We start from the raw sequence: 18,652 nt of genomic DNA, 5'->3' as shown, positions 1-18,652 counted from the left end.
CATGGCTCAACTTCCTGCATCCATGCGCCGCAAACCACGGGCAGCAATCAGTTCCATCCACGAGAAACCGCCATCACCCAAGCAAAAAATGGTGAATGCGGGAGGGTGGATATTGTTGCTGATCGCTTTCGCTGTGCTCGCAATCGGTCTTTATGGCTTGTATAAAGTGATGACTGATGCAACTGTGGCGCAATTGCAGATTGTTGGGACCAATTCAGATGTTGAAAATCAACAGCTGGTACAGCACTTAAATCCGATTATTAAAGACAACTACTTTACTTCAGATTTAGAACAAATTCGAGACCAGGCTTTAAAGGTCTCATGGGTTGACCGTGTGGTGGTGTCACGTGCTTGGCCAAATGCGATTCGGGTGCGGGTGATGCCACGCCACGCGATTGCACGTTGGGGAACAGGGCGTTTGCTTAGTGACAACGGTGAGGTGTTTAGCGAGGCGGTGCCTAAAACACATCCAAACCTGCCGCTGCTTCATGGTCCAGTCAGCCAATCCAAAATGATGATGCGTCGCTATAATGAAATCAACCAGTTGTTTCATCCAGCGAACCTGCGTTTAAAAGAGCTGTATTTAACCGAGCGCATGACATGGTTTATGCAGTTTGATTCGGGTCTGCGTATCATTGTGGATCAGGACCAGACCATGAACAAGTTGCAGCGACTCAGCCATTTGGCACAAACGGATCTTAAACCTGTATGGTCAAACATCTCGGCGATTGACCTGCGTTACCGCAATGGCCTAGCCATTCAGTGGAAGAACGCGGCACCGCCCAAGATTGTCAACGGTCAGTTAGTTGTAACGATTGATGACACAAAGCTTGCAGGTGCAATTCAGGCGAAGCCATAATACGTGGCTTAAAAATAACGGGAGATTTTCCCCCGTATACACAACAAAAGATATGGTATTGAAGTAATGAGTGAAGCTGTTCCCTCAGTTGTTGCGATTGATATTGGGACCCATAAGGTCTCAGTCTTGATTGGTAAGATCCATGCGCCAGATAAGATTCAGGTCATTGGCATGGCAACTGCTCGCAACCGAGGTATGGTTAAAGGCAAGATTGTCAGTCTGGACAAGGTGATTGCCGCCATTAAAAATGCGGTGTCTGAGGCCGAGGATATGGCAGAGTGCCGTATCCACAGTGCGTGGGTGTCCATTCCAAGTACAGAGTTGCAGAGTTTTTATGCTTCGGGCCGTACCCCTGTGGCCAACCATGATCATATTATTACAACCAATGAAGTGGTACGGGCTTTGGAACTGGCAAAAGCCAGCCATGTCTCGCCAGACTATTATCTGGCCAGTGCCGTGCCGCTTGGTTTTGAGCTGGGCGACTCTGGTGAATGGGTGCAAAACCCTGTAAACATGTCGGCGCATAGCATGACAGGGCATTATCAGTTGATGATGATGCCAATCAGTACCATGCAAAACCTTGACCGTGCCATGAAAGGGGCCAATATCGGGGTGGAAAAAATGGTGGTGTCCTGTTTGGCAACTGCTGAAGCCAGCCTGCTCAAGGATGAAAAAGAATATGGTGTCTGTTTAGTTGACATTGGCGCTGGCATTACCAATCTCGCCGTCTATCTTGATGGGCGTTTGGCACTGGCGCGTACATTGCAGCGTGGTGGTGAAAATGTGACTCGCGATATTGCCGCTGTTTTACAGACCACCACTGAAGAAGCCGAACGTATCAAGATTCTGCATGGCTGTGTAGACCTAAGTGTGGTGAAACCAGACCACATGATCCAGGTACAGGGCATCGATGGTACACAAACCATCAGTCGCATTGAGCTTGCAGAAATCATCATTGCACGTTATGAAGAAATCTTCGCCTCAATTCGTGATGAGCTGGAACATAGTGGCGCAATTCATGGTTTGTATCATGGAGTGGTGCTTACAGGCGATGCCTGCCAGATTGAGGGTATGGTCAATTTGGCACGCCGTATGCTTGGAGTGTCTGCACACTTGGGCAATCCACCCTTGCAGGTTTATGCCGATGACCAGCACTTGCCAGCCTTGCGCCGTTCCATGTACGCAACGGCTGCGGGTTTGCTGATGTTTAGCCAGAGTGACTTGCAGGATGCGGTGGAGGAGCCGGAAGAGGCAAATGACCGCAGCTTTATGGATCGGGTTGCCAATGGCTGGAACGCACTGAACAGCAAGTTGAAAGCGATCTTTTAACTTGTAGGTATTTTGGGGAAAAATTGTTAGGAAGTTGTAATCGTAAGTCACTGGACTTGACAAGCTGGGTATTATTGAACAGCATCCTAAACATCAGTTGTTTTAAAAATCAGGGCAGTAACGGGCTGAAGTAACTGCCATTTATATATTAGGAAATCTAAAGGTCATGGCCTCATTTGAATTTATAGAAGATGAACTAGACGATGGCAACGGTCAAGCCCGTTTCACTGTATTTGGAGTTGGTGGTGCTGGTGGTAATGCTGTCCAGCATATGGTGCAAGCCAATATTCAAGGGGTGAAGTTTATTTGCGCCAATACAGATAAACAGGCACTGGATAGCATGAATGCACCGTTTAAGATTCAGCTTGGTGAGCAAAGTACCCGTGGTTTGGGTGCAGGTGGAAATCCAGAAGTAGGTCGCATTGCAGCGGAAGAAAGCCGTGACATGATTCGTCAGCACCTTGAAGGTACGGACATGGTGTTCGTTACCGCAGGTATGGGCGGTGGTACAGGTACAGGTGCTGCACCAGTCGTTGCTGAGGTTGCTCAGGAGATGGGCATCTTGACAGTGGGTGTAGTCACAACCCCATTTAACTTTGAAGGGCGCAAGCGTCTTAGATCGGCAGAAAAAGGCATTGAAGCCTTAGAAGCGCATGTGGACTCTTTAATTATTATTCCAAATCAGCGTTTGTTAAGCGTTTATGGTGATATCTCCATGAAAGACGCTTATAAAAAGGCAGATGACGTGTTGTTAAGTGCGGTGCGTAGTATTTTTGACTTGGTTGTTAATCGTGGTCATATCAACCTTGACTTTGCTGATTTAAAAGCCGCAATGAGTACCCGTGGTTATGCGATGATGGGTGCGGGTCTAGGTCGTGGTGAAGACCGTGCCCGTCAGGCGGCTGAACAGGCAATTCGTAGCCCATTGCTGGATAATGTCAATATTATCAACGCTAAAGGCGTGCTGATCAACATCACGGGTGGGGATGATATTACTCTGCGTGAAACCGAGATTATCACTGATGTCGTCAATCAGATTGTTGATCTGGATGAGGGTGAGATTTTCTACGGTACAGTGTTTGATCCAGATGCGCGTGACGAACTGCGTGTGACCGTGATTGCCACTGGCCTGACCCGTAATGCGTCTGAGGTTGAGCATAAAAAACGTACTGTAACCGCGCATCATGCACCCGTTCAGGCAGCTGCCCAGCAGCCTGTGGACGAAGATGATGTACCTGCGATCAGTAAGCGTACCACTACTGAGGCGCCTGCAACCGCGGCACCGAGTTCGACTCCACGTTCATCACCTATGAGTATTCAGGATTACCTGAAAAATCAACAGCGTAAATAATAAAATCATATGCTTAGAAAAAGGGTATAAGCAATTATGCCCTTTTTTATTTTTTGGGATAAGATGCGGGTTGACATTTCTGCCAACAACCGATTCGATTTATCAAGTGTCAAAACGCCCTAAATATGCTAAGTTATAGCGGTTTTTGCAAATGAAGTTAGCATGGCATGGTGAAACAACGTACTCTCAAGCGTGTGGTGAAAGCGAGCGGTATTGGTCTGCACAGTGGTCAAAAAGTGCTGATCAATTTTGTTCCACACCATATTGATGGAGGCATTGTCTTTCGCCGCATTGACCTGAACCCACCTGTTGACATCCCTGCAAATGCCTTGCTGATCCAGGAAGCATTCATGTGCTCCAACCTTGTTCGTGAAGACATTAAGGTGGGAACCATTGAGCATGTCATGAGTGCGATAGCAGGGCTTGGCATCGACAACCTGATTGTTGAGGTGTCTGCCTCTGAAGTGCCCATCATGGATGGCAGTGCGGGGCCATTTATCTATTTGCTCATGCAGGGTGAACTTGCCGAGCAAGACGCCGCCAAAAAGTTTATTCGCATTTTAAAACCTGTTGAGGCATTGCTTGATGACAAGCGTGCGATCTTTACCCCCCATGCAGGTTTTCAGCTGAATTTTACCATTGATTTTGACCATCCTGCCTTTGCCAAGGAATACCAGTCGGCCACCATTGATTTCTCAACGGAAACATTTGTTTATGAGGTGAGTGAGGCGAGAACCTTTGGTTTTATGAAAGACCTGGATTACTTGAAAGCCAACAATCTGGCCTTGGGCGCAAGTCTGGAAAATGCCATTGGTGTTGATGATACAGGCGTGGTCAATGAAGAAGGACTGCGTTTCGCGGATGAGTTCGTGCGACATAAAATTCTGGATGCGGTTGGTGATCTATACCTGCTGGGACATCAGGTGATTGCCAAGTTTGATGGCTATAAATCGGGGCATGCGCTGAATAACCAGTTGTTGCGCAATGTTCAAAATGATCCAGACTGCTATGAAATTGTAACATTTAATAACGAGAATGACTGTCCGATTCCTTATGTGAGTGTGACATAAGTCATTGTCTTTTATTGGCAACGTTATATTGTAACAATGTAAACTGAGATTTTTATCACATAAAACAGTTTTATATTTCAGGGCTTAAGATAAGCTGTTTACTTTTTATTGCTTGCCAAACGCAGTAGAGCTTGGCTAAGCTTAGGGTCGCTCACATATTCAGCGGCGCTGCGTAATAGCTCTTGGGTCTCTGAAGTTAGTGCTTTAGACGGGGGGGATGGTTCAGTCGGGACAGTGGTTTTATGTCTTAACCGAACCTGAATTTTTCGTAATTCCCTGAGGCTTTCAAGTTGGGCTAACTGCGCAACATAGTTGCTTTGTAAATAGCTGAGTTGACTAATCATTGCCTGATTTTCACCAGTTATGGTCAAGACACCATGTTGATAACAAACAACCTGCCATTGCTCTGGTTGGGGCAGTAAGGGTTGAATAATTTTCGTAAGTTGTTTCCATTGTGTAACTTGCGTCGTTAGAAACGTTAAGTTTCCAGTTTTTATGTGTTGTCCTTTCTGTTGAAAAACGTTGGTAGGCTCAGACATATTCGCTTCCTCGGAGGTTGTGTGTCCATCTTAAGCGTTCAGTTCAACTGTGATCAAGGAAGAGATGATAAAGGAACTTTTTAAGGACGGTTTCAAGAGGTTTTTTATGCATCATACGCGTCGTATTTTACTCGCATTTTCATTGGCTGCGTCAGCTGCTTCGGTTGCTTTTGCAGACTACCAGAATATTACCCAGACTACAGAAAGTGATCGTTTGGAACAGTTGTCACAAACTCTGGCACAAGGTTCATACACCCATCCAGATGATCTGGACCTGCCAGCCATTTCAAACGTGTCGGTTAAACTACGTGAAAAAACCATTGAACTGAACAACGCCACCATTGAAAAGAAATATGGTCGTTCGGCAATCTCCACTCAGGACAATGCCCCAGCATTCTCTGCGAACACGGGCTATTCCTGGCTGGTTAGCCATCCATTACAGGAAGGGCGGGTGAGCTCTACCTGGGGAACCCGAACCTTGCTGGGTTCAACCCGCCATCATTCAGGTGTGGATCTTGCGGCGCCATCAGGTACCCCGATTTATGCCACAGGTCCAGGTGTGGTGACCAAATCAGGTTGGGGCTCAGGTTATGGCCAATATGTTGAAATTGACCATGGCAATGGTTACATCACCCGTTATGCACACGCATCACGTCTGTTGGTGAATGCGGGTGACCGTGTCAACGCAGGTGAGCATATTGCCAATGTCGGTTGCACAGGCCGTTGTACTGGACCACATTTACACTTTGAAGTGGTTAAGGACGGTCAGCGTAAAAATCCTTCAACCTATTTAGCAATGTTGCCATAATGTAATTTGTTAACAGTTGTATAGAAATATTGTGAAAAATCGCCTTTATTGGCGATTTTTTTATATTTTTGTTTGAATTAGGTCAATGACTATTTAGTGGAGAAATAATAAAGGGTTTTATATTCACCTAGGGCAATACCCTTATCAAAGTAAAACATGATAGAAATAGTACCGACAAAATAACTTAAGGGAAAAGGTGAATTGTATGGCGTTTTATGGCGACTCTGACGCGCAGGAAACCCAGGAATGGCAAGAAGCATTTGATTCAGTATTACAACACATGGGCACGGAACGCGCTGCTTTTCTACTAGAAAAACTATATCAACGCGCAATTGCAAAACACGTTCCAATCCAGCGCCTAAATACGCCTTACCTCAACACCATTTCAGTTGAAGAGCAACCTGCAATGCCTGGTGATCAGGACATGGAGCGCCGTATTCGCGCCCTGATTCGCTGGAACGCCCTGGCGATGGTGCTGCGCGCCAATAAAACTGGGGATGACCTCGGTGGCCACCTCGCCAGTTTCGCATCCTCTGCCACCTTGTATGATGTTGGTTTTAACCATTTCTTCCGTGCCGCCTCGGACAATTTTGGCGGTGACATGATTTATTATCAGGGCCATTGTGCGCCTGGTATCTATGCGCGTTCTTTTTTGGAAGGCCGTTTAACCGAAGAACAGCTCAATAATTTCCGCCGTGAAGTGGGTGGCAATGGGCTTCCAAGTTATCCGCATCCCTACCTGATGCCTGACTACTGGCAGTTCCCAACCGTGTCGATGGGCTTGGGCCCAATTATGTCGATCTATCAGGCCCATATCCAAAAATACCTGATGAATCGTGGCCTGATTAAGGAAGAGGACCGCAAGGTCTGGGCCTATCTCGGTGATGGTGAAATGGATGAGCCTGAAAGCCTGGGAGCCATTTCACTGGCAGGCCGTGAGAAACTGGATAACCTGATCTGGGTGGTGAACTGTAACTTGCAGCGTCTGGATGGCCCAGTGCGTGGCAATGGCAAGATCATTCAGGAACTGGAGTCGATTTTCCGTGGTGCGGGCTGGCGTGTGATTAAGGTGGTCTGGGGCCGTCACTGGGATCCACTATTGGCGCAGGACTATTCTGGTGCATTAAAGGCACGTATGGAAGAAGCGGTGGATGGCGATTACCAGCGCTATCAGGTGAAAGGTGGTGCCTATGCCCGCGAGAATTTCTTTGGCAAGTATCCAGAAGCGGCTGAACTGGTCAGGAACCTCAGTGATGAAGACATTGATGCACTCAACCGTGGTGGGCATGATCCCTACAAGGTCTACGCCGCCTATGCGGAGGCAACCAAGAGCAAGGGGCAGCCAACTGTCATTTTAGCCAAGACAGTCAAGGGCTATGGGTTGTCTGATGAAATCGAGGCGGTCAATAAAACCCACCAGATCAAGAAAATGCAGCTTGATTCATTGAAGTATGTGCGTGACCGTTTTAACCTGCCGATCAATGATGAACAGCTTGAAGAACTGCCATTCTATCGTCCAGCGGAAAACTCGCCTGAATTGAAGTATATGAAGGCGCGTCGTGAGGCGCTGGGTGGCTATCTGCCTGCGCGCCGTAAAGACAGTAGCCCCCTGCCAATTCCAGAGCTTTCCATTTTTGATGCTGTACTGAAAGGCAGTGGTGAGAAGCAGCAGTCCACCACTATGCTGATGGTGCGCCTGATCTCGGCATTATTGAAGGAAAAAGCCATCAAGGACCATGTGGTGCCGATTGTGCCTGATGAGGCACGGACCTTTGGTCTGGAAGGCATGTTCCGCCAGTTGGGCATATATGCGGCACATGGGCAGAAATATACGCCTGAAGACAATGAGCAGCTCATGAACTACCGTGAGGCCAAAGATGGGCATATGCTACAGGAAGGCATCAACGAGGCGGGTGCAATGAGCGCATGGGCGGCATTGGGTACCAGTTATTCAACCAATAACCTGCCGATGATTCCAATGTATATGTACTACTCCATGTTTGGTTTTCAGCGTATTGGTGACATTGCATGGGCAGCGGGTGATGCACAGGCGCAGGGCTTCCTGCTTGGCGCGACCGCTGGCCGTACCACACTGAACGGTGAGGGTTTGCAGCATCAGGATGGCCATTCGCATATTCTGGCAGGTACCATTCCAAACTGTGTTGCCTATGACCCCTGCTTTGGTTATGAGCTTGCGGTGATTGTGCATGATGGCCTGAAACGCATGTATCAGGATCAGGAGCGGGTGTTCTATTACCTCACGGTCATGAATGAAAACTATGAGCATCCTGAAATGCCAGCGGGGGTTGAAGAGGGCATTAAACGCGGGATGTATTTATTAGAAAAAGATGAGCAGGCAACTGTTCAATTGCTCGGTTCAGGTGTGATTTTGCGTGAAGTGATTAAAGCCGCGAAAATTTTGCGTGATGAATACCAAATCCATTCCAATGTATGGAGTGTCACCAGCTTTAATGAGCTGGCGCGTGATGGTATGGCATGTGATGAATACAACCGCTTGCATCCATTGGCGGATACTGCAAAAGAGTCATGGGTGTCACAGCAGTTACGTAATACCGATGGCATTGTGGTTTCTGCAACAGACCATATGCGTGCCTACAGCGAGCAAATCCGTGCCTATCTGCCAGACAACCGTCCATACGTGACTTTGGGTACCGATGGTTATGGCCGTTCGGATACCCGTGGCAACCTGCGTAGTTATTTTGGCGTTGATGCGGCCCATATCGTGGTGGCAACCCTGAAGAAACTGGCGGATGAAGGTGAGGTTGAAAACCGTCTGGTCAAGGACGCGATTTCTTCTTTTGAACTGGATACAGATCGTCCAGTGGCATGGGCACCCCAGACACATCCTCAGGTGCAGGCGGTGGCTGAATATCATGAACATCAAACAGGTGAGGGGAACTGATTATGCAAATCCAAACACCTGATATTGGCGTAGACAAGGCGCTGGTTGCAGAAATTCTGGTGAAGGTTGGCGATCATGTTGCCGTTGATGACAGCCTTTTGGTGCTGGAATCAGACAAGGCAACGGTTGAGGTGCCAAGCACTGCGGCAGGCATTGTCAAAAATATTTTGGTTCAGCAGGGCGATGAGGTTAAGGAAGGCGTTGTACTGGTTGAACTGGAAGATGAATCCCAAACGGCTGAAACGCCTGTGCAGGAGAAGCCAGCGTCAGACACCCCTAAAGCACAAGATAAGCCTGCGGATGCAGAACCACAGACCAAGCCAGCAGCTGAATCTACCCAAACAGCAACGTCCAGCCAAGTGGTTGATGTGAAGGTTCCAGATATTGGTGTGGAAAAGGCGCTGGTCGCGGAAGTGCTGGTTAAAGTGGGTGACCAGATTGAACCTGAGCAGAGCATTGTGGTGGTTGAGTCAGACAAGGCCACGGTGGAAGTACCCAGTACAGTTGCTGGTGTTGTTGAGGCGGTCCAGATCAAGGAGGGTGACAGCGTTAAGGAGGGTGTGGTATTGATTCAGGTCAAGACTACACACACAGATACGCCACCTGAACCAGAGGCCAAACCAGATAAAACGCAGGAAACTGACTCGTCCAGTACAGAAACAGGTGAGCTGGAAATTACCGTGCCTGATCTGGGTGTGGAAAAGGCATTGGTTTCAGAAATTCTGGTGAATGTGGGTGACCATGTCGAAGCACAGCAAAGCTTGTGTGTGGTTGAGTCTGATAAGGCCTCGGTTGAGGTGCCAAGCTCATCTGCGGGTATTGTGAAAGCCATCCATGTGTCACCGAATCAGGAAGTCCGTCAGGGCATGGCGCTGGCAACCATTGAGGTGAGTGGCGAGGAAGTTGCCCCAGCAAAGCCCAAGGCTCAGGCAGCGGTTCCAGCAGAAAGTAAAGCCACAGCGAAGCCGCAACCGACAGCATCGACACCAGCCACTCCTGTGCAGGCAGAGAAACTGACCAAGGCACAGGAAGAAGATAACGCTAAAGTCTATGCAGGCCCCGCCGTGCGTAAACTGGCGCGTGAACTGGGAGTGGTGCTTGCTCAGGTAAAAGCTTCGGGTGAGCATGGCCGTGTGATTAAGGAAGATGTGTTTGCCTATGTGAAAACACGATTAACCGCGCCACAGGCCGCTTCCTCATCCCAGGCGGCGGCAGTCACTGCTGGTTTGCCAGCATTGCCAGACTTTAGTGCCTTTGGCGGTGGTGAAGTGAAAGCAATGACCCGTTTACAGCAGGTGTCTGTGCCGCAATTGTCATTGAATAATTTCATCCCTCAAGTGACACAGTTTGACTTGGCAGATATCACGGAATTAGAAGCGTGGCGTGGCGAGCTTAAAGACGGCTTTAAAAAGCAGGGCATTAGCCTAACTATCCTGGCCTTTATTGCCAAAGCGGTTGCACATTTGCTGAAAGAGGAGCCTTATTTTGCTGGGCATTTGGCAGATGACCAGAAGTCGGTGCTGCTGCGTAACGAAATTCATATGGGCATTGCGGTGGCAACGCCAGATGGCTTAACGGTTCCTGTATTGCGTAATCCTGACCAGAAATCCATTAAGCAGATTGCCACTGAGTTGGCTGAGCTGAGCCAGAAGGCACGTGACCGTAAGTTGTCACCAAAAGACCTGCAAGGTGCCAACTTTACCATTACCAGTCTGGGCAGTATTGGTGGAACAGCGTTTACGCCATTGGTGAACTGGCCGCAAGTAGCAATTTTGGGTATCTCACCTGCAACCATGCAGCCTGTGTGGAACGGTAAGGACTTTGATCCAAGATTAATGCTGCCATTGTCACTGTCCTATGACCATCGGGTGATTAATGGTGCGGATGCGGCGCGTTTTACCAATAAATTGACCAAACTGTTAAAGGATATTCGAAGTTTGTTGCTGTAAAGATTTTTAAATTTAGAATACCTCGCCTAAGCGGGGTTTTCTTTTTATGATGATCATTTATCTGGCAATTGCGATAAAATAAAAATTCATTATTCAAAACACTTTTTAGAATTGGTGCAGGGATGTTGGTGATTTATCGGGTGATGCTGCCATTGCTACTCATCGTTTTTGTCCTGATGGGGTTGTGGGTCAGCTATTTGCATTTTCCGTGGGCTTGGGTGATGTATGTTGTAATGGGGTTGGAAATGCTGGTGGCGACAGTGGTCATGGCAATGGAATATCAGGCCCAGCATGTGGGTGGCGCAAGTGGCTGGGGCAGCTTTGGTTTTCTTGGCCTCAGTGTCTATTTGGCCTTTTTACTGGGCATCGTCCGTGTGCTGATTTGGGCTTACCAAAAATTTTGAGTCTAGCGATTTAAAACGATTTAATTCTTTGGTAAAATAAAACCACTTCATTGGGGAGTAGCCGCTCTTTACGCAAAGTAGAGAGGTGATGATCAACATAATTGTTCAACAGAACATGGTCATCATAGCAAAGAACCAAAAACAGCTTTTCAGCTGTGCTTTTGTTGGCAAGACCTTTGATTTATCACTCTGCAATCAATCCATTTGATTTTGGCTAGCAGGAGGGATAGGTCATCGGTATATTTTGCTAGCCAGAGCATTCAACCATGTATGAATTTCTCATCTCCACCTCAGTTGTTGCCCTTGCTGAAATGGGCGATAAAACCCAACTGCTGGCATTGCTGCTTGCGGCGCGTTTCCGTAAACCGATTCCCATCTTAATTGCCATTTTACTGGCCACCACCATCAATCATGGTCTTTCGGCTGTGTTGGGACAATGGATCACTACAGTATTGAGTCCTGAAATTCTATTGTGGATTCTTGCGCTTGGTTTTATTGGCATGGCGATCTGGATGCTGATCCCCGATGAACTGGGCGATGAAACTGAAAGCATCAATAAATGGCAGAGATTTGGTGTGTTTGGTGCAACCTTTATCCTGTTTTTTCTGGCAGAAATCGGTGATAAAACCCAGATTGCCACGGTTGCCCTGGCGGCACGTTTTGACAGTGTGTTTTGGGTGATGTGTGGTACAACGGTAGGGATGATGATTGCCAATGCGCCAGCGGTATTTATTGGCGACAAACTGGCAGATAAGCTCCCCATCTCATTGATTCATAAAATTGGTGCTGCGATCTTCCTTGTGGTCGGTATTTCGGCATTGGTGCAGCATTATTATTTCTAGTACCCATTTCCAGACATATAAACAAGACCCATACCTCGTTATGGGTTTTTTCTTATAAATTACGATAAAAGTCCAATATTAGATTGAAACATGGGCTAAATCCCATTATTTTGTTATGGAATTAAAATATTTCATATTTAAAGGTTTTTTTTGGGGTTGTTATGAGCTTTGAGCGGACTACATCGCAAATACTATTTGATAATGGCACACATAAATGCATTAGTTTTACCAGTTTGGTGAAAGGTGAGGGCATTCAGGCCAACCAGTTCCTGATTATTGACCATGACCGCGCCGCAGTGCTCGATCCAGGCGGCGACCTGACCTATGTGCCCTTAACCATGGAGTTAAACCGCTATACCAAACTGAAAAACCTGGACTATGTGATGGCATCACATCAGGACCCTGACATCATCACCTCAATGCCGCGCTGGCTGGTCTATACCGATGCCAAGGTGGTGGCATCCAAGCTATGGGCACGCTTTTTACCGCACCTAAACTCTGCATTTATGAGCGACCGCATGAAAGGAGACTGGGAGGAACGACTGATTGAGCTGCCTGATACAGGTCAGGTGATTGCATTGGGTGAGTCTGCGATTGTTGCCATTCCAGCCCATTTCCTGCATTCGGTAGGCAACTTCCAGTTTTATGATCCAGTCGCCAAAATTCTTTTTTCAGGGGATATGGGTGCCTCAATTGTTGATGATGCCAGCCAGCCGATTGCCGATTTTGAAGCTCACATCAAGAAGATGAAAGGCTTCCACCAGCGTTATATGTGTTCCAACAAGGTCATCCGTTTGTGGGTGAATATGGTTCGCCAGATAGACCTCGACATGATTGTGCCGCAGCATGGCACCGCATTTGTTGGAAAAGAGATGATCAACCAGTTTCTGGACTGGATTGAGGGTCTGGAATGTGGGGTGGACCTGATGAATGAATATGTGTTCAGTATTCCAGCCGAGATCAGTTAGAATTTTTTAAGGCAGGACAGGGACAGTCAGTGCCTATAAATTATTTTCATCATAGAAAATGAAAATCACGGCAAAATTTGTTTATAATAGCTCACGGAAATTACCAGTGAGATTGTTATGCTGACCATCGTTCAAGAAGCCTTGACCTTCGATGATGTCTTATTACTTCCTGCCTACTCAACTGTTCTCCCAAAAGATGTCTCCTTAAAGACACGTTTAACTCGCGGCATCCAACTGAATATCCCCCTCGTTTCTGCTGCAATGGATACAGTGACTGAGTCACGTATGGCGATTGCGATGGCGCAGAATGGTGGTATTGGTATTTTGCATAAAAACATGGACATTGCAGCGCAAGCCGCTGAAGTGCGCCGTGTGAAAAAATTTGAAGCGGGTATGGTGAAAGACCCAATCACCGTTACCCCTGAAACCACTGTGCGTGAGCTGATTGCGATTACCCAGGCGAATAATATTAGCGGTGTGCCTGTGGTTAAGGATGGCAAGGTTGTGGGTATCGTGACAGGTCGTGATACACGTTTTGAAACCAACCTTGAACAACCTGTCAGCAACATCATGACAGGTCAGGACCGTCTGGTGACTGTTCGTGAGGGCGAATCTAAAGAAAACATTCAGGCATTGCTGCAAAAACACCGTATTGAAAAAGTGTTGGTCGTTGGTGAACACAACGAACTCAAGGGCTTGATTACGGTGACTGATTTCCGTAAAGCTGAAAGCTATCCAAACAGTTGTAAAGATGACCTTGGCCGTCTACGTGTGGGCGCCGCGGTGGGTACAGGTGCGGAGACACCAAGCCGTGTGGAAGCATTGGTTGATGCTGGCGTGGATGTGATTGTGGTGGATACCGCACATGGTCACTCAGCAGGTGTGATTGAACGCGTTCGTTGGGTAAAGGCAAACTATCCACAGGTTCAGGTGATTGGTGGAAACATTGCGACGGGTGATGCGGCGTTGGCCTTGCTTGATGCAGGTGCGGATGCGGTAAAAGTGGGGATCGGTCCTGGTTCAATCTGTACCACTCGTATTGTGGCGGGTATTGGTATGCCACAAATTTCTGCAATTGACAGTGTCGCGAATGCATTGAAAGACCAAATTCCCCTGATTGCGGATGGTGGTATTCGTTTCTCTGGCGACATGGCGAAAGCGATTGGCGCGGGTGCCAGCACCATCATGGTCGGTTCACTCCTTGCAGGGACTGAAGAGGCGCCAGGTGAGGTTGAATTCTTCCAGGGTCGTTACTATAAAGCGTATCGTGGTATGGGGTCTTTGGGGGCAATGGCGGGTGCAACAGGTTCCGCTGACCGTTATTTCCAGGACTCTAAAGCGGGTGCTGAGAAGTTGGTGCCAGAAGGAATCGAAGGCAGAGTTCCATACAAAGGCCCGATGGGTAACATCGTACACCAAATGATGGGTGGCTTACGTTCTTCTATGGGCTATACAGGTTCATCCGTGATTGAAGAGCTTCGTCAAAATGCGAAATTTGTGAAAATTACCTCAGCAGGTATGTCGGAATCACATGTACATGACGTGACCATTACCAAGGAAGCGCCGAACTATCGAGTTGGTTGATTTTTGGTAATTTAGCCGTTGGAAAAACCGTCAGTTCACTGACGGTTTTTTTGTTTTGGTGTAAAGTGAAAGCATGAATAAAGATATGGCACAGCGTCATATAAAACATAAGAAAGTGAGTAAAAAATGAGTTATTTTGGCACTGATGGTATTCGTGGCAAATTCGGGCAAATGCCGATTACCCCTGAGTTTGCATTAAAACTGGGTTTTGCGGCAGGAAAAGTATTAAAAAGAAACAGCCCTAAAAACAAGCCAATTGTTGTGTTGGGCAAAGATACCCGTTTATCTGGCTATATTCTGGAGGCGGCGTTGCAGTCGGGCCTGAATGCCGCGGGTGTCTATGTGCATTTACTGGGACCCTTGCCAACACCAGCGATTGCCCATTTAACCCGTGCCCTGCATGCACATGCGGGCATTGTGATTTCGGCATCGCACAACCCTTATTTTGATAATGGCATTAAATTCTTTTCCAGCGAGGGTAAAAAACTTCCCGATCACTTGCAGGATGAAATTAATCAGGAACTGGAAAAAGAACTGCTCATAGATGATACAGCGAACCTGGGTAAAAGTGTTCGTGTCAAGGATGCCAATGGACGCTATATTGAATTCTGTAAATCCTCATTTCCCTATCATTTTGATTTAAATGACTTAAAGATTGTGGTGGACTGTGCCCATGGTGCAGCTTATAGCGTGGGACCATCTGTATTCCGTGAGCTTGGAGCGAAAGTTATTTCACTTTATAACGAGCCAGATGGTTTAAACATTAATGAAAACTGTGGCTCAACCCACCCTGAACAATTGCAGAAAGCGGTGGTCGAGCATCAGGCTGACCTTGGGATTGCCTTTGATGGTGACGCAGACCGTGTGGTGATGGTGGATAAAAATGGTCAGTTGATTGATGGCGACCATATCCTTTACATCCTTGCGACACAGGCGAAAAACAAGCCAGCGGGTGTGGTGGGCACCGTGATGAGCAATATGGCGCTGGAGCTGGCCTTGCAGCAAGCCAATGTAGGCTTTGTACGTGCCAAAGTCGGTGACCGTTATGTGTTACAGGCACTTGAAGAAAATGCGTGGGCGATTGGTGGGGAACCGTCAGGGCATATTCTAACGCTGGATAAAAGCACCACTGGCGATGCCATTATTGCTGCATTGCAGGTATTAACGGTGATGGTGGAACAGGGCAAGGCACTGCATGAACTGGTGGCGGGTTTTGAACTGTTCCCGCAGGTGCTGGTCAACGTACGTTTGCAACAGATGATTGACCCATACTCAATTCCTGCGCTGGTTGAAGAGTTTGAGAAAGCGGAACAACAACTTCAGGGCCGTGGACGGCTGTTGATCCGTAAGTCTGGAACCGAACCTGTGATTCGGGTCATGGTTGAGGGTGATCAACTTGAGGAAGTTGAAGCACTGGCAAATCATCTGGCAGATGCGGTACGCACCCAGGCTCAGGCAGCATAAATATCGGTAGGGGCGTATTGTATACGCCCGATGCTCAATTGTTTCACGTCAGAGGGAAAGTATGAGTGATCTAGTCAAAGACCTGAGTGAATTGCGTTTAAGCTATGAGCAAGGTGAACTACATGAAGCACAGGTTAGCGGGAATCCACATCTACAGTTCCTGAACTGGTTTAACCATGCGCTTGCTGCAAATCTGCATGAACCTTATGCCATGTCATTGGCGACTGCAAATGCACAGGGTCGTCCGCATGTACGTACTGTGTTGCTGCGTGGTGCCACAGAAGCAGGCTATGACTTCTATACCAATTATGACAGCCAGAAAGGGATGGATCTTGCCGAGAATCCTTATGCCGAGTTGCTGTTTTACTGGCCGAGCCTGGAACGGCAGGTACGGATCGGTGGCAAAGTCATCAAGATTTCCGAACAGGAATCGACTGACTATTATTTGAAACGTCCGCGTGACAGCCAGATTGCGGCACATATCAGCACACCGCAAAGTGGTGTGATCAGCAGCCGTGACGTGTTACAACAGCGTTTTCAGGACTTGCAGCAGCAGGTGGCTGATCAGGACGAGCTTAGCAAGCCTGAGTTTTGGGGCGGTTATCGTCTGCAAGCTGACTATTATGAGTTCTGGCAGGGGCGGCCAAACCGTTTGCATGACCGTCTAAATTATGAAAAACATAACGGACTTTGGACCATACAGCGTTTGATGCCATAAATGACCCAGATAAAAATTCAACAAAGACCCTTACTTACACGCCCTGAACAGTTTCAGGGCGTGCCAGCTTTCATTGCTGAAATATTGGCACGACGTGGCGTTCAGTCTGAACAGGAACTTGAGCTTAAACTCAAGCATCTGCTTGCACCCAGTCTCAAGGGACTGGACACGGCGGTTGAACTGATCGACCAGGCGATTGACCAGCAGCAGAAGATTGTCATTATTGGTGATTATGATGCCGATGGTGCGACCAGTACTGCCCTGATGGTTTTGGTGCTGCAAGAGATGGGCGCAGTGGTTGAATATCTGGTGCCTGACCGTTTCAAGTATGGTTATGGGCTCACGCCTAAAATTGCCGAACTGGCACAGCAGACTTATCAGCCAGATTTACTGATTACGGTGGATAATGGCATCTCCAGCCATGCAGGGGTTGAAACGGCACAGGCCTTGGGGATGCAGGTGATTATCACCGACCACCACCTGACCACCAAGCAAACACCATCCGCAGAGGCCGTGGTGAATCCCAACCAGTTGGGCTGTGACTTTCCAAGCAAGGCATTGGCAGGCGTGGGGGTGGCGTTTTATGTGCTGGCGAAGTTGTCATCTCATCGCGGTCAACAGGGTAAAAGCAGCAGCAAAGTGACGCAGTATCTGGATTTGGTTGCTTTGGGCACCTATGCTGATGTGGCAACACTGGACTATAACAACCGCATCTTGATTGATTCGGGCCTCAAGCGGATTCAGCAGCACCAGTGTCGAGCAGGAATTCTGGCCCTACTGGATATTGCAGGGCGGGATGCTGCAAGCCTGCGCGCGCAGGATTTGGGTTTTGTGCTTGGACCACGTATCAATGCGGCGGGTCGCATGGAAAGCATGCGGATCGGAATTGAATGTCTGCTTGCGCCCGATATGGCAAGTGCCTATCCAATTGCCCAGCAATTAAACCAGTTAAATATCGAGCGCCGTCAGGTTGAGGGCGCGATGAAGCAGCAGGCGCTCAGTGCTTTACAACATATTCAGTTGGAAACGGAACATTTACCTGCCGCATTGGTGATGTTTGATGAACAGTGGCATCAGGGCGTGATTGGCATTGTCGCTGGGCGATTAAAGGAACAGTTTCATCGTCCAAGTCTGGTGTTTGCCCCTGATGAGGATGGGATTCATATCAAGGGTTCGGCGCGTTCAATCGAGGGCATTCATATTCGCGACATCATTGAACAGGTGGCGGAGCAGTATCCCCATTTGGTCAGTCATTTTGGTGGACATGCCGCCGCCGCTGGCCTTACCCTGAATAAAGCTCATTTTGAGGAATTTAGGCAGATCTTCACCCAATATATTGCGGAAATGGATCAGGAGCTGTTTCAGGCAACCTTGTGGACGGATGGTGAACTACCTGATACAGCATTGGACCTTGCGACCCTGAACTGGATTGAGCAACTTGGTCCGTGGGGACAGAAATTTCCGCTGCCGCAGTTTGAGGGAAACTTTAAGGTCATTGACTATCGCTGGTTGAAAGACCAGCATTTAAAGCTAAAGCTGGCGCTCGGACAGCAGGTTGTAGATGCCATTGCCTTTAATGCGGCAGATCGTTTTGAGTTCAACCCGATGCTTGGCTACGTTGACCTGGTGTATACACTGGAACGCAATGTCTTTAATGGCACCACCAGCCTGCAACTTCAGGTTGTACATTTAAGCCAATAAAAAATCCACCCATCAGTGATCTGACCCCAATAAGTTGGACAGTTTGATTAAGTGGTTTCTAAGGACTGATTTCTGTACTGTACAGGACTCAGTCCTTTTAGTTTCACCTTGATTCGATCATGGTTGTAATAGTGGATGTATTT

General features: G+C 47.9%; 16 protein-coding genes and 1 riboswitch. Of the genes, 14 read left to right on the top strand and 2 right to left on the bottom strand.

Annotation, left to right across the window (positions count from 1 at the left end):
- Nucleotide 1 precedes the first annotated feature (1 nt).
- The 4 genes from QTA56_RS12525 (at nt 2) to lpxC (ending at nt 4,609) form a co-directional block, all read left to right on the top strand.
- Nucleotides 2–859, top strand: a complete 858-nt coding sequence (locus QTA56_RS12525) for a cell division protein FtsQ/DivIB (protein ID WP_267981274.1) — start codon at nt 2–4, stop codon at nt 857–859.
- Nucleotides 860–925: 66 nt separating this feature from the next.
- The gene (ftsA, locus tag QTA56_RS12520; RefSeq protein ID WP_267981273.1) at nt 926–2,188 is read left to right on the top strand and encodes a cell division protein FtsA; all 1,263 of its coding nucleotides are present in this window, start codon (nt 926–928) and stop codon (nt 2,186–2,188) included.
- A 166-nt stretch (nt 2,189–2,354) separates the two neighbouring features.
- Complete coding sequence (ftsZ, locus tag QTA56_RS12515; RefSeq protein WP_267981272.1) at nt 2,355–3,539, top strand: cell division protein FtsZ; 1,185 nt, start codon at nt 2,355–2,357, stop codon at nt 3,537–3,539.
- Between the two features lie 167 nt (nt 3,540–3,706).
- Nucleotides 3,707–4,609 (top strand): UDP-3-O-acyl-N-acetylglucosamine deacetylase, encoded by a 903-nt coding sequence (gene lpxC, locus QTA56_RS12510; protein WP_004760429.1) that lies wholly within the window; start codon nt 3,707–3,709, stop codon nt 4,607–4,609.
- 98 nt (nt 4,610–4,707) lie between these two features.
- Here the strand turns inward: lpxC and QTA56_RS12505 are convergent, their stop codons facing one another.
- On the bottom strand, nt 4,708–5,148 hold the full coding sequence (locus tag QTA56_RS12505) for a DUF721 domain-containing protein (RefSeq protein ID WP_267981271.1): 441 nt from the start codon (nt 5,146–5,148) through the stop codon (nt 4,708–4,710).
- A 106-nt stretch (nt 5,149–5,254) separates the two neighbouring features.
- Here QTA56_RS12505 and QTA56_RS12500 point away from each other — a divergent pair, with 106 nt between their 5' ends.
- From QTA56_RS12500 to recJ, 10 genes are all read left to right on the top strand, one after another.
- The gene (locus QTA56_RS12500) at nt 5,255–5,956 is read left to right on the top strand and encodes a M23 family metallopeptidase (protein WP_267981270.1); all 702 of its coding nucleotides are present in this window, start codon (nt 5,255–5,257) and stop codon (nt 5,954–5,956) included.
- 205 nt (nt 5,957–6,161) lie between these two features.
- Nucleotides 6,162–8,879 (top strand): pyruvate dehydrogenase (acetyl-transferring), homodimeric type, encoded by a 2,718-nt coding sequence (aceE, locus tag QTA56_RS12495; RefSeq protein WP_267981269.1) that lies wholly within the window; start codon nt 6,162–6,164, stop codon nt 8,877–8,879.
- Nucleotides 8,880–8,881: 2 nt separating this feature from the next.
- The gene (locus tag QTA56_RS12490) at nt 8,882–10,828 is read left to right on the top strand and encodes a 2-oxo acid dehydrogenase subunit E2 (protein WP_267981268.1); all 1,947 of its coding nucleotides are present in this window, start codon (nt 8,882–8,884) and stop codon (nt 10,826–10,828) included.
- Nucleotides 10,829–10,950: 122 nt separating this feature from the next.
- Nucleotides 10,951–11,232, top strand: a complete 282-nt coding sequence (locus tag QTA56_RS12485; RefSeq protein WP_267981267.1) for a hypothetical protein — start codon at nt 10,951–10,953, stop codon at nt 11,230–11,232.
- A 40-nt stretch (nt 11,233–11,272) separates the two neighbouring features.
- A riboswitch (yybP-ykoY riboswitch) is annotated at nt 11,273–11,414 on the top strand.
- A gap of 84 nt (nt 11,415–11,498) precedes the next feature.
- Entirely contained in the window at nt 11,499–12,074 is a 576-nt protein-coding gene (locus QTA56_RS12480) for a TMEM165/GDT1 family protein (RefSeq protein ID WP_004683535.1), read from the top strand.
- 161 nt (nt 12,075–12,235) lie between these two features.
- Nucleotides 12,236–13,042, top strand: a complete 807-nt coding sequence (locus QTA56_RS12475) for an oxygen-binding di-iron domain-containing protein (RefSeq protein ID WP_267981266.1) — start codon at nt 12,236–12,238, stop codon at nt 13,040–13,042.
- Between the two features lie 117 nt (nt 13,043–13,159).
- A complete protein-coding gene (guaB, locus tag QTA56_RS12470) occupies nt 13,160–14,626 on the top strand; it encodes an IMP dehydrogenase (protein WP_267981265.1) in 1,467 nt (488 codons plus the stop codon).
- 126 nt (nt 14,627–14,752) lie between these two features.
- Nucleotides 14,753–16,090 carry a phosphoglucosamine mutase gene (glmM, locus tag QTA56_RS12465; protein ID WP_267981264.1) on the top strand — a complete coding sequence of 446 codons (1,338 nt, stop codon included), beginning with the start codon at nt 14,753–14,755 and terminating at the stop codon, nt 16,088–16,090.
- A 61-nt stretch (nt 16,091–16,151) separates the two neighbouring features.
- Complete coding sequence (gene pdxH / locus QTA56_RS12460; protein WP_267981263.1) at nt 16,152–16,808, top strand: pyridoxamine 5'-phosphate oxidase; 657 nt, start codon at nt 16,152–16,154, stop codon at nt 16,806–16,808.
- A complete protein-coding gene (recJ, locus tag QTA56_RS12455) occupies nt 16,809–18,509 on the top strand; it encodes a single-stranded-DNA-specific exonuclease RecJ (RefSeq protein ID WP_267981262.1) in 1,701 nt (566 codons plus the stop codon). It abuts the gene before it with no gap.
- A gap of 47 nt (nt 18,510–18,556) precedes the next feature.
- On the opposite strand, the gene QTA56_RS12450 is transcribed toward recJ, so the two are convergent.
- Nucleotides 18,557–18,652: IS3 family transposase (locus QTA56_RS12450; RefSeq protein ID WP_267981435.1), on the bottom strand; the 96-nt coding region annotated here is incomplete at its 5' end.

Source organism: Acinetobacter thutiue, from assembly GCF_030385805.1.
Lineage (GTDB): Bacteria > Pseudomonadota > Gammaproteobacteria > Pseudomonadales > Moraxellaceae > Acinetobacter > Acinetobacter corruptisaponis.
The sequence above is the reverse complement of the archived record's forward strand: the minus strand, read 5'-3'. Positions and strand labels throughout refer to the sequence as shown.